This is a genomic window from Pontibacillus sp. ALD_SL1, from assembly GCF_017355605.1.
In genome coordinates this window covers 2,718,679-2,733,618 of sequence record NZ_CP062974.1, presented here as the reverse complement: position 1 = coordinate 2,733,618, position 14,940 = coordinate 2,718,679, and the positions used below count along the sequence as shown (strand labels likewise).

Sequence of the window (14,940 nt, the reverse complement as noted above, 5' to 3'; positions counted from 1 at the left end):
TTTTAGGCATCGTTTCCGCCGCTTTTATCATTGTGGGAATTATTTATATGGTGTTTTTCGTTTAACCAAAAGCTTTCGTTGACTTTACACAGTCAGCGGGAGCTTTTTATATTTGGGGACTCATTTAGGCAACTGCGAGCACATCGAGAGGGAGGTTTTCGGTTAAATTTTCTAAATTATCTTTCAATTTTAGCGGGACTATCGTTATAATATAGGTAAGAAGTCTATTTTTTATTATTGGAGGGGGTACGGTATGAGTGAATTGCACAATGTAGATTCACGTCCGTGGTTAAAACATTATCCAAGCGAGATTCCAAAGTCTATAAAGTATGATGAAAAGCCAATCCATCAATTCTTAGAGGAAAGTGCTCAAGAATACCCAAAAAAGAAAGCGCTTCACTTTTTGGGGAAGGAAATTTCGTATGAGTCTTTATACTTAGAGGTGAAGCAATTTGCAAGCTACCTGCAATATTTAGGGTTGAATAAAGGGGACCGAGTTTCTATTATGTTACCGAACTGTCCTCAATCTGTTGTCGCTTATTACGGGATTCTGCTAGCTGGTGGAGTGGTGGTCCAGACGAATCCACTTTACGTTGAACGCGAACTTGAGTATCAAATGAAAGACTCGGGTGCAAAGATGATTGTATGTTTAGACGTTCTGTACCCTCGAGTATCAAATATTAAGGGAAAGACTGACCTTGAGCATGTAATCGTAACAGGGATTAAAGATTACTTACCATTTCCAAAAAATATTGTGTACCCATTTATTCAAAAAAAGCAATATGGACTTATTGTCCAACCAGAACATGGGGGCGATACACACGTATGGGAAGATTTAATGTTAGATGCTTCTGGAATCGTAAATGAAGTAAGTGTAGACCCTAAAGAAGATGTGGCGATTCTTCAATATACGGGTGGGACAACAGGTTTTCCAAAAGGCGTTATGCTCACTCACTTTAACTTGGTATCCAATACTCAAATGTCTGATGCTTGGTTATACAAAGCGAAAAAAGGTGAAGAAGTGATCCTTGGTATTCTTCCTTTCTTCCATGTTTATGGTATGACCTCGGTCATGAATTTATCTATCATGTTAGGTAATAAGATGGTGCTACTTCCAAAATTTGAGGTGGAAGATGTGCTAAAGACCATTCAAAAACAACGTCCCACGCTATTCCCGGGAGCTCCTACGATTTACATTGCACTTTTAAATCATCCATCCCTACAGAAATACGATTTATCTTCTATTGAGGCTTGTATTAGTGGTTCTGCACCACTTCCTGCAGAAGTACAAGAACAATTTGAGCGAGTCACTGGCGGAAAGTTAGTGGAAGGATATGGTCTTTCTGAATCTTCGCCTGTTACTCATTCGAATTTTGTTTGGGAGAAACGAATCAGTGGAAGTGTGGGCGTACCATGGCCTGATACAGATGCAAAAATATTTAAACCTGAAACAACTGAAGAAGCTGAACCTGGTGAAATTGGAGAAATAGCGGTCTATGGTCCTCAAATTATGAAAGGGTATTGGAACAAGCCTGAAGAAACAGATCAGGTGCTACGTGATGGATGGTTATTAACAGGTGATTTAGGATACATGGATGAGGAAGGATACTTCTATATTGTTGATCGTAAAAAAGATATGATTATTGCTGGAGGTTACAATATTTATCCTCGTGAAATTGAAGAAGTGCTGTATGAGCATGAGGCTATACAAGAAGTTGTAGTAGCAGGAGTACCTGATCCTTATAGAGGTGAAACAGTCAAAGCGTATGTTGTTCTAAAAGAGAATAAAACTCTTACAGAGGAAGAATTGGACGCATACAGCCGCAAACACATTGCAGCATACAAAGTGCCTAGAATTTATGAATTTAGAACAGAGTTGCCAAAGACAGCGGTTGGTAAGATTCTAAGACGTTCGCTCGTTGATGAAGAGAAAGAAAAGCTTGCCCAATCCAACAAAACAACTAGTTGAGCCTCTGGCTCTTTTTCTTTGGAATGAATAGAGACAAGCCTACTATATTAAGATTGACAGAATTCAGATCCTTTTGTAGAATAAAAGATGAATGAATAGTCATTCATTTTACAAAGTATAGTTAGGGGATCCACATGAATAAAAATCGACCAAAGTATAAACAGATTATCGACGCAGCAGTAGAGGTCATCGCCGAAAATGGCTATCATTCCTCGCAAGTATCTAAAATTGCCAAAAAAGCTGGTGTAGCTGATGGTACGATTTATCTTTACTTTAAAAATAAAGAAGACATTCTCGTGTCGTTGTTCCAAGAAAAAATGGGGCAATTTATCGAAAAAATAGAGGAAGATATAAAAACAAAGTCGAATGCTAAAGAGAAGCTTCTTGCGATGATAAAAACTCATTATGGATTATTATCACAAGATCATCATTTAGCGATTGTCACACAGTTAGAGTTAAGACAATCAAATAAAGATTTACGTTTAAAGATCAATGATGTATTAAAACGTTATTTATTAGTCATTGATCACATCGTAGAAGAAGGAAAAACAGAAGGTCTCTTTCATGATTCGCTTAATTTACGACTCGTTCGCCAAATGGTATTTGGTACATTAGACGAAACGGTGACGAACTGGGTTATGAATGATCAGAAATACAGCCTTACTGAGCAAGCGGAGGAAGTTCATGAACTCTTAATACATGGACTTACTATACATGCTAAACAAGACTAGGGAGGGAGCGTCATATGGAATACTTGCATTTAGAAGCAAAAGAAGGCGTGGCGGTTATTACGATTCAAAGTCCACCTGCCAATGCATTAGCTAGTTATATTTTGAAGGATCTTGCCTCAGCTTTTGATGAGATTGAGGCAGACCGTTCTTTAAAGGCTGTCGTTTTAAAAGGAGAAGGAAAGTTCTTCTCAGCAGGGGCAGATATTAAAGAATTTACGTCCTTTCAAAGTCAAGAGGATCTAAGTAATTTAGGCCGTGAAGGGCAGTTGCTCTTTCAGCGTATAGAGAATTTTAGAGCTCCTGTCATTGCAGCCATCCACGGAGCAGCATTGGGCGGCGGGCTAGAACTAGCCATGTCATGTCACATGAGGATTGTGACAGAGGATGCTAAGCTTGGATTACCTGAACTATCATTAGGTATTATCCCTGGTTTTGCTGGTACACAGCGACTTCCGCGTTATGTTGGTAGTGCCAAAGCTTACGAAATGATCTTAACGGGGGAGCCAATCACAGGTAAGGAAGCGTATACAGCTGGGCTTGCTAATAAAGCGGTTACATTTGATGATTTAGAAGAAGAAGCTATGAAACTAGCAAGTAAAGTGGCCGCCAAGAGTGGTCCTTCCATTGAAGCTGTTATGCGACTGATCCCTCATACAATTACTTCTACTTATGAACATGGACAGCAGCAAGAAGCAAAAGAATTCGGGAAGGTCTTTGGCAATGAAGATGCCAAAGAAGGCGTGCAGGCTTTTATTGAGAAGCGTCAACCAAACTTTAATGATCAATAGTCTTAGGAGGTTATATGATGAACATTTATGTATTAATGAAGCGAACATTTGATACTGAAGAGAAGATTCAGATTGACGGAGGACGTATTGAGGAAGAAGGAGCAGAATTTATCATCAACCCTTATGATGAATATGCGATTGAAGAAGCGATTCAATTGAGGGATGAACATGGTGGTGAAGTAACTGTTGTAACAATAGGCGAAGAAGAGTCTGAGAAACAACTGCGAACAGCGTTGGCAATGGGAGCAGACAAAGCTGTACTAATTAACACAGAAGACGACCTTGAAAGTGGAGATCAATATACGACTGTTAAGATTTTAGAATCTTTCTTCGAAGATAAAGAAGCGGATCTGATCCTAGCTGGAAATGTTGCGATTGATGAAGCGAGTGGGCAAGTAGGACCGCGCCTAGCTGAACGTTTGAATTTTGCTTGTGCGACAACGATTACAAGCATCTCAGTAGACGGAGATAAGGCTCAAATTGAGCGAGATGTTGAAGGAGATGTTGAGAAATTAGAAACTTCTCTACCGTTGCTTGTTACATGTCAACAAGGTTTGAACGAACCTAGGTACCCATCTCTTCCAGGGATAATGAAGGCGAAGAAGAAACCTTTAGAAGAGCTTGAATTAGATGATTTAGACCTTGATGAAGATGACGTAGAAGCGAAAACAAAAACAATTGAAATCTATCTTCCTCCTGAAAAGGAAGCAGGAAAGGTATTAGAAGGAGAAGTAGACGACCAAGTGAAAGAGCTTGTTTCTTTACTGCAAAACGAAGCGAAAGTACTATAAATCATTGTCAACGAAAGGGGAATCTGTATGAGTCGCAAAGTATTAGTGATCGGAGAAGTTCGTGAAGGGGCATTACGTAACGTTTCATTCGAGGCTATTGCAGCTGCAAAAACAATGAGTGATGGCGGGGAAATTGTTGGTGTATTATGTGGTTCAGACGATTTAACAAATATGGGTAAAGAGTTGATTTATTACGGAGCGGATCGCGTTGTTACGGTTCAAAGCGATCAATTAGCATCTTATACTTCTGAAGGTTATAGCCAGGCGCTTATGGCTGTAATTGATGATGAGAGTCCTGAAGGTATTGTGATGGGACACACTGCTATAGGGAAAGATGTTACCCCAAAACTTGCAAGTAAAATTGAAACCGGTCTCATTTCTGATGCCGTAAACATCGAAGAAACGGGTGACAATATCGTCTTTACTCGTCCAATTTACTCTGGTAAGGCTTTCGAGAAAAAAATCATTACAGACGGTTTGATTTTTGCTACGATTCGACCTAACAATATTAAGGCACTTGATCGTGACGAAGGACGTTCTGGTGAGGTAACAGCTAGAGAAGTCGATATTAAAGATTTACGGACTGTCATTAAAGATGTTATTCGTAAGAGTACTGAAGGAGTCGACCTATCAGAAGCCAATGTCATCATTGCTGGGGGGCGCGGTGTTAAAAGTGAAGACGGGTTTAAACCATTAGAAGAACTAGCTGAAGTATTAGGCGGTGCTGTCGGTGCTTCTCGCGGAGCATGTGACGCTGAATACTGTGACTACTCATTGCAAATTGGTCAAACCGGTAAAGTGGTAACACCAGACCTTTATATTGCGTGCGGTATATCAGGAGCAATTCAACACTTAGCGGGAATGTCGAATTCAAAAGTTATCGTAGCGATTAATAAAGATCCAGAAGCAAATATATTTAATGTAGCGGATTATGGAATAGTCGGAGACCTTTTTGATGTTGTACCTAAATTGACAGAAGAGATCAAACAAATTAAAGTAAATGCATAACCATTCTCTAGAGGTGCTCTTTGTAGCACCTTTTCCTTTTTTAGGTGTGCTGGTTACGAATAAATGGCATGCCTACGGGGAAGCTATCTACAAACAGATTATTAGCCAGGGAATTGTTGAAGTGATATACTTTAGACATATTCGATTTACATGCAATTGAGGAGGAATACACATGGCTATTACACATGCAACTGATCAAAACTTCGCACAAGAAACAGGTGAAGGTTTAGTTTTAGCAGATTTCTGGGCACCTTGGTGCGGACCTTGTAAAATGATCGCTCCAGTTCTTGAAGAAATGGATGCTGAAATGAACGATCAAGTAAAAATTGTTAAATTAGACGTTGACGAAAACCAAGAAACTGCTGGGAAATTCGGTGTTATGAGTATCCCAACACTACTTCTTTTCAAAGACGGTAAAGTAGTTGATCAAGTAGTTGGTTTCCAACCAAAAGAACAACTAGTAGAACTAGTTAACAAACACGCATAAGCACTGAAGAAAACAGCCTGAGTCATCAGGCTGTTTTTTCAATAATGAGCAATTTTTTTGTAGTATTCCGCATCTTAGAAACACATTAGTTGTGTTACGTAGAAGGTAGAAGTGGGAAAAGGAGCTATAAATATCGTTTTGTAGTTTGGGAGAGTGATGAAACGTGTCTGATAACATCAAAGAAAAACTCGCTGTCCTTCCAGATCAGCCAGGATGTTATTTAATGAAAGATAAACATGGAACGATTATCTATGTAGGTAAATCAAAAGTGTTAAAAAACCGAGTCCGCTCCTATTTTACAGGAGCAAACGATGCGAAAACACAACGTCTCGTCCAAGAAATCGTGGATTTCGAGTACATTGTAACCTCCTCTGAAATAGAAGCGCTTATATTAGAAATGAATTTAATAAAAAAATATGACCCTAAATATAACGTCTTATTAAAAGATGATAAAACATATCCCTACTTAAAAATTACTGCAGAAAGACACCCCCGTCTGATCGTGACAAGAAAAGTGAAAAAGGATAAAGGCAAGTACTTTGGGCCTTATCCAAACGTAATCGCGGCTCGAGAGACGAAGCGACTTCTTGATCGACTGTATCCGTTGCGGAAATGCAATACAATGCCTGACCGAGTCTGTCTCTACTATCATATGCATCAATGCCTCGGCCCTTGCGAGTACACAGTCACCAAGCAACAAAACCAAGATATTGTGAATGAGATTGCACGCTTTTTAAGTGGGGGCTTCAAGGATATAAAGCAAGATCTTCAGTCGAAGATGTACAAAGCTTCAGAGGACTTAGACTTCGAAAGAGCCCAAGAGTTACGTGATCAAATTCAGCACATCGAATCCGTCATGGAGCAACAGAAGATGACTTTAAATGATCAAGTTGATCGGGATATTTTCGGGTACTCTTATGATAAGGGATGGATGTGCGTGCAAGTGTTCTTTGTGCGACAGGGGAAACTTATTGAACGTGATGTATCCATCTTTCCGTTTTTTGATGATGCAGAAGAAACATTTCTAAGCTTTATAGGGCGTTTTTATCTGCACCAAAATCACCCAAAACCTAAGCAAGTTTTGATCCCGGTAGGAGCAGATCGTGACGTCTTGAAAGAATTGTTAGAAGTAGATGTAACGATACCGATGAGAGGCAGAAAGAAAGAGCTTGTCGAACTAGCAATGAAGAATGCCGAAATCGCGTTACAAGAAAAGTTTTCTTTAATAGAGCGTAATGAAGAAAGAACGATAAAGGCTGTTGAAGAACTCGGGGAGAAGTTGAACATTGAAACGCCTCACCGTATCGAAGCTTTTGATAACTCCAACATTCAAGGTACAGATCCAGTCTCAGCAATGGTGGTATTTATTGATGGAAGACCGGAGAAAAAAGAATATCGTAAGTATAAAATTCGAGACGTTCAAGGTCCTGACGATTACGATACGATGCGTGAAGTCATCAGAAGGCGTTATAAGCGAGTTATACGAGACGGGTTGCCACTCCCTGACTTGATTGTAGTAGATGGTGGTAAAGGACAAATGTCAGCAGCAACAGATGTTCTTGAAAATGAATTGGGTCTTGATATCCCCCTTTGTGGACTAGCCAAAGACGATAAGCATAGAACAAGTGAATTGCTTTATGGCGATCCTCCCGCTGTTGTAGAGATGGACCGTCAGTCTCAGGAGTTCTACTTAATTCAGCGTGTGCAAGACGAAGTCCACCGATTCGCTATATCGTTCCACCGTCAATTAAGAGGAAAAGGTGCGATCCAGTCTGAGCTTGATAAAATCCCGGGTGTAGGCGAAAAAAGGCGTAAGCTTCTGTTACGTCATTTTCAATCGGTTAAGCACATCAGAGAATCAAAAGTTGAAGATTTAACTAAGCTTGGTGTACCAAGCCCCCTTGCTCAAACCATCCTTGATTATCTTAATCAACCAGCAGAAGAGGAAACTGAGGAAGAAACCCTTGAATAGTTTGTGATGTAACGCCTTCTCCTAGATTAGGAGAAGGCGTTTTTTATTCCATATAGTCCCCTCTTTAGCTGAAAGAGGCCGTTACGTCTATAAGTGCGTGGGCTTGCTCGGGGACATCTCGCTTTCCTGCGGGGTCTTCCCTAGGCTCCTTTTCCCGCGGAAGTCTCGCCGTCCCCGAGCAAGCCCTGGCTTTAATAGAGGTGAACGGCCTCGCGTTCGCATTAGGAGATCTGATGTCACCCTATATGGCATGTTTTCGTTTATCCTTATATGGCAAAGGTTGGCCTGGAAACTGCGAGACTCCCGTGGGCAGAAGAGCCTAGGTGAGACCCCGGAGACCGGCTTTGCCGGTTGAGGAGGCTCACCAGCTCCCCACAGGAAAGCGAGTGGTTTCCAGGCCAACCTTACGCTCATATAAAGCAAACGGAAATACTCACTCAACTGTGAGTCTTCAACAATCCTGTCCATATCTGGAATAAGGCAACGATGATCGAAAGTGTAAATAAAAGGATGTATTATACACTGTAAATGAAAAAAGTTCTCATTGACATTGAGAATCGTTCTCTATATAATACATAACAGAACATCACTGAAAATCATTTTCATTTGGGAGGATTACATATGCCATTTAGCTTTAAGAAAACACTACTATTCACGGGGTTATCGTTTTCACTTGTTCTAGCAGGATGTGCTGGTGATAGTGAAGGGGAAGATGAGTCAGAAGGAACAAACTCTGAACAGCAAGAAGAAGTGCAAGAGAACGAACAAGAAGAAAAGGAAAAAGAACAAGATCAAAACCAAGAAGCTGAAACTGCTTCCATTGAAGATCAGGTTCAAGCTTATAAAGATATTACAAAAGAACTAGGTAAGATGAAAGAAGACCAAGAAGTTAACTGGGACATGATTAAAGATACATATACAGCGGAACTTCAACCCTCTTTAACAAGTGTGAACGGCGAATTTGATCAGGCGATCACGGCTGCTATATCTGCAGGGAAAGATGGTTCTTTAGAACAGAATGCAGCTCGTCAAATCATTGATAAAACGACTCAATCATACTTCTACCAAAAGCAAAAGGGGATGCATGGTGAAATTGCTAAAGAGCTAGAAGAAGGAACAAAAGAAAAAGCTCAGCAACAGTTTGACCAGCTTAAATTCCTAGCTAACGAAGTGTTTATCCCTACAGCTGTGAAGCGTGACAGCTATTATGAATTAGAAGGGGACTCAAGTCTTGAGCAGAACATCAATGCTGGCTTAACGACTCAACAAGAAGCACTACAAGCTGGGAATGCAGATGACTTTGGTGTGTACAAACAGATTACAGACAAATCAATTTATCGCAGTTATTTCTTAGCAGCTCAGTCTTATGCTGAAAAGATTGAAAAGGCAGCAAATGAAGGTGCTTCAAATGATGAGCTGACTGTTGAACAAGCAGAAGCATGGGGCTTCTATCAAGCTATTAAAGGTTCACTTTCTTCTGGAGACGAAGAAGCCGCTAAGCAAATTAGTACTTTATTCAGCCTTGATCAAACAGAACCAACTACAATTAAAGCGGATGAAGTAAATGACTTATTTGTTCAAGCTTTTGTAGGGAAAATAAAAGGCTATCATACTGAAGCAGTTGAAGAAGTGGAAAACGGAAACATTACGAAAGCTCGTACAGAAGCTCTTGAAGCAAACATGTTTACAAAGGCAATTGAAATGTCTATGACAGAAACGCTTGGCGAAGAGCAATCCAAGGAAACACTTCAAAAAGCAGAATCTTGGTTAGAGGCAGTAAGTAACGAGAATGCTGAAGAAGCAGAGCAACTTGGTCAAGAAATTGTTTCTACATTAGACCAACTTGTAAAGTAATCTTCTTGAGAAAAGATCAAACGATAAAGAAGATCCTGTAACTTAGATCTAAGTTACAGGATCTTTTTAATGGGATTATTAACTATACATAGGCTATTCGAAACACGATTTAATTGTGATAAAATGAACAAGATGTCTTGACGAGGTGAGAATATGAACATACTACTAACCGGTGGAGCTGGATTTATAGGTTCACATTTGGCTGAATCTCTATTAAAAGATAGCCATAATGTAACCATTATAGATAAATTTCACCCTTACTATGACTACAGTCGTAAGAAGGAACAGTTAGACCGACTCTTTAGTTACGATAACCTTACATTTCACGAAGTAGATTTATTAGATAAGGAAAGGTGCGCACCTATTTTCAGTCATTCATTTGATGCTGTTGTCCATTTGGCCGCTCTACCTGGAGTTCCCTATTCATTCGAGCAGCCATTAGAATATGTTGATGAAGATATTAAAGCCACGATTAACGTATTAACGCTTGCTGGAGAAGCTGGAATATCGCATGTATTATTTGGGTCTTCTTCATCTGTATACGGAAACAGGTCAGGAAAGATGAGTGAGGATTTACCTATACAAAATGTCTCTTCTCCTTATGCAGCAGCTAAGGTGAGCGGAGAAACATATGCACATATGTATCAACAAGTATACGGTTTCCAATTAACAGTTTTCCGTTACTTCACAGTGTATGGGCCATGGGGAAGGCCAGATATGGCGATTCCAAAATTTATTCAAGCAAGTCTTCAGGATGAGCCGATCGTCGTATTTGGGAACGGTACAGCTCGTGACTATACCTATATAGATGACATAGTGGATGGTATGCGCCTTGCGCTTCAACATAGTAAGGGAAATCACGTTTATAATATTGGTTCAGGTAACCCGGTCACAATTGAAGCATTAGTCGGGTCTCTAAAAGAACTATTTCCTGATTTGAAGGTTAATCATGCCCCCTTTCGAAAAGGCGATGTACAACAAACATGGGCTGATTTAACGAAAGCTAAACAGTTACTAGGGTACGAGCCGAAGCACACGTTTGAAGAAGGGCTTAGAAAAACGGTTCAATGGTATATGAGCTATGAAAAGTAAACGAATGGTCAGTTGGATCATTCGAATAGCTGGTATCCTTTTATCGGGCTTATTTATATACCTTACTGTACATTATTTCTCATTAGAGACGGTTACACGTGTCGCGGTGGAATTGATTTATTCCCCATTATGGCTAGGAGTAATGATTTCAACTTACGCTCTTTCCTTTTGTGTGAAAGCATACGTTTGGCAGAGCTATATAGGTGAAAAAGGAAGCTTTGCTCCTTACTGGTCTGGTATACATTACGCGCTATTTATGAATCATATTCTTCCTTTTAAAACAGGTGATGTTGTTAGAGCAGGTGTGATTAAAGGGGCGAAACCTTTATCATGGGAGCAAAGTATAAGTAGTGTTGTGGCCATGAGGGTGCTTGATTTAGGAGGGCTTGTCCTTTTAGCTGGTATCGGCACTTTTTTATATATGGATACGTTTTTCTATGTGGGGATTATTACCTTGACTGTTATAGTCTTATTTGTAATCGTTCTACCTTTACACGCTAAGCATGCAATAAGGAAATCTATTCTCAGATCTATAGTCCATTTTGCTTCTACATTACTATCTATAAAAGGGCTACTATTATTTGGTCTCGTTCTATTAAGTTGGGTACTCGAAGGTTTTACGATTTATAGCGTTGGTAGAATCGCAATAGAAGGTATTGGTTTCTTTGAAGCCGTTTGGGCGACATCTGTAGCTGTCGTAAGTGGCGTGTTTCAGGTCACACCCGGTCATATTGCAGGTTATGAGAGCGTTCAGAGCTACGCCCTGACCTTTATAGATGTTCCGATTGAGACGGGTTATACAATTGCCGTCATTACGCATGTATTTAAGTTTGTCTATGCTTATGTAACGGGGATTTTTAGTTTTTATCTTACGCCCGTATCAAGCAACGTAGTTAAAAGATGGTTTAAGAGGAGGGGGTAATACAATGAAACAAGCTTCATCATTTGAAAAAGTAGCAGCACGAGGCTGGAATTTATTAAACGAAGGAAAACCTTTCACTCCTATTTTTGTTATAGGCATGATGCTTTTGTACCACTTAAATGATTTGAATACATCAGCTGGGGCGTTAGCAATCAGTGTTATATACGTTTTACCGTTATTGGCCTTGTTTTATTATTTTGATTTCCCGTTATTATTAAGGTCGTATTTATGGATTCCGGTTGTAGGATTTTTAATGATATTCGAAAGTAGTTATTTGCCGTTATGGTTATTAGCTATTGGTCTATATTTCTTCTTTACTGTTTTCTTTTGGGGAACTTTTTATTATCATGTGAGGATTGGTACAACATGGTGGAATTTTACGCGATTTTGGAAACTCGTATTAAAGAATAGTGACTCAACAAGTGGGAATGCACAAGAGCAAATACCTAAATTTGTTCTTCTATTAGGAGTATGGGAGTATGCGTTTCAACATTTAGATACGGGTGGGCTAAGTATCACCAATTTATATCAGCTTATTCTGTTTTACGCTGGTGTGGCGGTGTTTACGTGGATTTTGCACCATTTTCTATTTGATTGGAAACCAAAGCCTTATGAATCTTACACGAAAGAGAATTACAACGAAGCAGAAGAAGCAACAAATGATCGTGTCATTGTAATTGTTATTGATGGAATGAGGAAAGACCGTTTTGAGGCTGCTCATACACCCTTCCTTGATTCTTTAAAACAGCAAGGAACAGAATATACTCAAATGGAAACCGTATATCCTGCCCGTACGGTTGTCTGTTTTACCTCTATGTTTACTGGAACTTATCCATTTGAACATAAAATTCAAAGTAACATGGTGTGGAAGCTCGGAGCACAAACTGAAAGTATCTTCGATTCCCTGCGTAAAGTAGATAAGAAAGGGCGATTACTTGGTATTGCGCATCTTGTTGATACGTTCGGGGATGATGTGGATACTGTAACAGCTGTTATGCATAATGATGTTGCGGATCAAAACATTGTTCAAAAAGGAAAGAAAATTATGGAGGAAGAAAACCCGGAACTGTTTATCATGCAATTGATAAGTACCGATCAAACAGGACATAGTCGCGGTGTGTTATACGATGATTATATCGAAAAAATAGAAGAAACAGATACGCTTGTTAAAGACTACGTAGAATGGTTGACTGATAAAGGGTTTATGGAGAATACTACTCTCATGATTTGCGCTGATCATGGTCAAGCTGATGGTATAGGTGGTCATGGTCACCTTGATGAAGGAGAACGCTTTGTTCCTTTCTTCATGACAGGCCCAACTATTGAGAAGGGGAAACGTGTGGAGAAGAAGCACAGTCTTGTATCTCTAGCTCCAACGATCGCACATTTACTTGGAGCACCTTTCCCTGATCATTCACGTGGTGAAGTATTGACGCATCGGCAGAAGGAGAAGAAGGAGGACCCAGCATCATGAAAAAGGTAGTCGTGTTTTTACCTGCTCACAACGAAGAAGATTGTATAGTGGAAATGATTCAAACGATTCCTCGTAAAATGGGGAGTGATGTGGAAGTGAAGATTATTGTCATTGATGATGGTTCTAAAGATAATACCGTTGAACTAGCTAAACGAGCAGGAGTTGATGCGGTTTATCAAAATGAAACAAATCAAGGATTAGGGGCTGCTGTCAGACAAGGATTTCAACGTTCTTTAGAGTTAGGAGCAGATATCGGAGTTATGATTGATGCTGACTTGGAATACCCTGGCCGTCAAATCCCTGATGTCATTCAGCCTATTTTGGACGGTAAGGCTGATTATGTTATGGGGTCCCGGTTTCTTGGCACCATTGATGGGATGAAGGTACACCGACGCCTTGGGAACTATGCTTTCACCCTTCTTCAATCCATTCTCTTGAGAAGGTGGATTCATGATGGGCAATCTGGTATGAGAGCTTTTTCTAAAGAGGTTTTACAAGAGGCTGAAATTATCCATGACTACAATTATGCCCAAGTTGTCACCCTCAATATTGTTAGAAAAGGCTTCCGTATGAAAGAAATCCCTATCAATTATCAAGTTCGAAAAAAAGGTGAATCCTTTATTAAATTTAAAGCTTATATGAGCTCTGTGTTACCTGCGATTTATCGTGAAATGAGGCGAAAACCTATACCATTCACTAAAACTCAGGGTAATGAAGAGTGGACTTGATATAGCGATGCGGTGACAGGGGAAACGAGTCGTTTCCCCTGTCACCTTTTTTAATAATATGCTATTCAAGAATAGGGCAGTAATCTTGAAGACTCGAAGATGGGAGATTGTTTCTGTTTGCTTTAATTGAGTGTAAGGTGGGCCTGGAAACCACTCATCAAAAGTAACGGTCCCTACCAGCTAAAACATCTCAACTTTGAGTCTTCCATATAAGGGGCTTATATGGAACAGAATAATAATTACCAGAGATCTCTGTTATTGTTTAACTTAAAGAAAACCATCTAATAGGTAAAAAAATGCTGAACTCTGCTTGACGCGGACGTTGATAATCATTATCATTATCGTAGGAGGTCTCAAATGAAAAAGATTATCATTTCCATTATAACGCTTACACTTAGTTTACTAATTATTGATCCACTCAATACAGCTGCTTATTCTTATGGGGACCCAGGTGAAGAAAAATTCGCTGAAGCTTATAAAGAAGTGAAACAATACGTTGAAGCTGATGATTGGGATCAAGCCGAACAAGTAATTGAAACATACGATAAAGAATTTAACTTATACTTTAAACAAACGGTTCCTTACATAGAGGAAGCGCTCGAAAATCAAGACCAAGAGTTGCTTTTAAAAAGTTATCGTACAGCACTACGGTTGAATGTAGAGCGTCGTCTTCATTTCGCTCAGGAACAGTTTGAGGATTATGGACAGGCAAAATTATTACTCGCTAAAGCGCGAGGTACTTTTGACGTCTTACAACCTTCCTTTAAAGATGATCAAGGGGAAGAAGCCGCTCAATCCATTTATGACTCTTTTGATCAAGCCTTGCAATCCTTAGGCAATCCAGGTCTATTTGGAATTGGTGATCAGCAAAGTGACCAAGAGACGTTTGAACGTGAAATAGAAGCGATCAACACTTCTCTAAAAGAAGCTTTTCCAGTTCCTGATCAAGAGGATAATAATGCGAACTTAACAGAAGAAAACTTAGGACTGTTTGGTGGAGAAGATGGAGAGTCAAACCCTATTTGGAAGTGGGTTTCAATCGGTCTTGTCGTTTTATTTATCTTACTAATTGTCTTTAACAGAATGAAAAATCGTAAGAAAGAGTAGGCATAGAGGGGGAGAAC

Annotated in this window: 13 protein-coding genes; all 13 read left to right on the top strand. The window is 39.7% G+C overall.

Annotated features, from left to right (window positions below; all coding sequences use genetic code 11):
• Nucleotides 1–253: 253 nt before the first annotated feature.
• Nucleotides 254–1,969 carry a long-chain-fatty-acid--CoA ligase gene (locus tag IMZ31_RS13905; RefSeq protein ID WP_207527925.1) on the top strand — a complete coding sequence of 572 codons (1,716 nt, stop codon included), beginning with the start codon at nt 254–256 and terminating at the stop codon, nt 1,967–1,969.
• A 134-nt stretch (nt 1,970–2,103) separates the two neighbouring features.
• Nucleotides 2,104–2,700, top strand: coding sequence for a fatty acid metabolism transcriptional regulator FadR (locus tag IMZ31_RS13900; protein ID WP_207527924.1), 597 nt, complete (start codon nt 2,104–2,106; stop codon nt 2,698–2,700).
• 14 nt (nt 2,701–2,714) lie between these two features.
• Nucleotides 2,715–3,488: an enoyl-CoA hydratase gene (locus IMZ31_RS13895; protein WP_207527923.1), complete on the top strand. Its 774-nt coding sequence runs from the start codon at nt 2,715–2,717 to the stop codon at nt 3,486–3,488.
• Nucleotides 3,489–3,505: 17 nt separating this feature from the next.
• Nucleotides 3,506–4,279, top strand: a complete 774-nt coding sequence (locus tag IMZ31_RS13890) for an electron transfer flavoprotein subunit beta/FixA family protein (RefSeq protein ID WP_207527921.1) — start codon at nt 3,506–3,508, stop codon at nt 4,277–4,279.
• A 27-nt stretch (nt 4,280–4,306) separates the two neighbouring features.
• Nucleotides 4,307–5,287, top strand: a complete 981-nt coding sequence (locus IMZ31_RS13885; RefSeq protein ID WP_188651177.1) for an electron transfer flavoprotein subunit alpha/FixB family protein — start codon at nt 4,307–4,309, stop codon at nt 5,285–5,287.
• Nucleotides 5,288–5,459: 172 nt separating this feature from the next.
• Nucleotides 5,460–5,774 carry a thioredoxin gene (trxA, locus tag IMZ31_RS13880; RefSeq protein WP_036784544.1) on the top strand — a complete coding sequence of 105 codons (315 nt, stop codon included), beginning with the start codon at nt 5,460–5,462 and terminating at the stop codon, nt 5,772–5,774.
• Between the two features lie 163 nt (nt 5,775–5,937).
• Nucleotides 5,938–7,746, top strand: a complete 1,809-nt coding sequence (gene uvrC / locus IMZ31_RS13875; RefSeq protein ID WP_207527919.1) for an excinuclease ABC subunit UvrC — start codon at nt 5,938–5,940, stop codon at nt 7,744–7,746.
• Between the two features lie 621 nt (nt 7,747–8,367).
• The gene (locus IMZ31_RS13870; RefSeq protein WP_207527918.1) at nt 8,368–9,600 is read left to right on the top strand and encodes a hypothetical protein; all 1,233 of its coding nucleotides are present in this window, start codon (nt 8,368–8,370) and stop codon (nt 9,598–9,600) included.
• Nucleotides 9,601–9,753: 153 nt separating this feature from the next.
• Nucleotides 9,754–10,692 carry an NAD-dependent epimerase/dehydratase family protein gene (locus IMZ31_RS13865; protein ID WP_207527917.1) on the top strand — a complete coding sequence of 313 codons (939 nt, stop codon included), beginning with the start codon at nt 9,754–9,756 and terminating at the stop codon, nt 10,690–10,692.
• The gene (locus IMZ31_RS13860; protein ID WP_207527915.1) at nt 10,682–11,614 is read left to right on the top strand and encodes a lysylphosphatidylglycerol synthase transmembrane domain-containing protein; all 933 of its coding nucleotides are present in this window, start codon (nt 10,682–10,684) and stop codon (nt 11,612–11,614) included. Before IMZ31_RS13865 ends, IMZ31_RS13860 begins: the two co-directional genes overlap by 11 nt.
• Nucleotides 11,615–11,618: 4 nt before the next feature.
• Nucleotides 11,619–13,088, top strand: a complete 1,470-nt coding sequence (locus tag IMZ31_RS13855) for an alkaline phosphatase family protein (protein WP_207527914.1) — start codon at nt 11,619–11,621, stop codon at nt 13,086–13,088.
• Entirely contained in the window at nt 13,085–13,816 is a 732-nt protein-coding gene (locus tag IMZ31_RS13850; protein WP_207527909.1) for a glycosyltransferase family 2 protein, read from the top strand. Before IMZ31_RS13855 ends, IMZ31_RS13850 begins: the two co-directional genes overlap by 4 nt.
• Nucleotides 13,817–14,173: 357 nt before the next feature.
• On the top strand, nt 14,174–14,923 hold the full coding sequence (locus tag IMZ31_RS13845; RefSeq protein WP_207527908.1) for a hypothetical protein: 750 nt from the start codon (nt 14,174–14,176) through the stop codon (nt 14,921–14,923).
• The last annotated feature ends 17 nt before the right edge of the window (nt 14,924–14,940 follow it).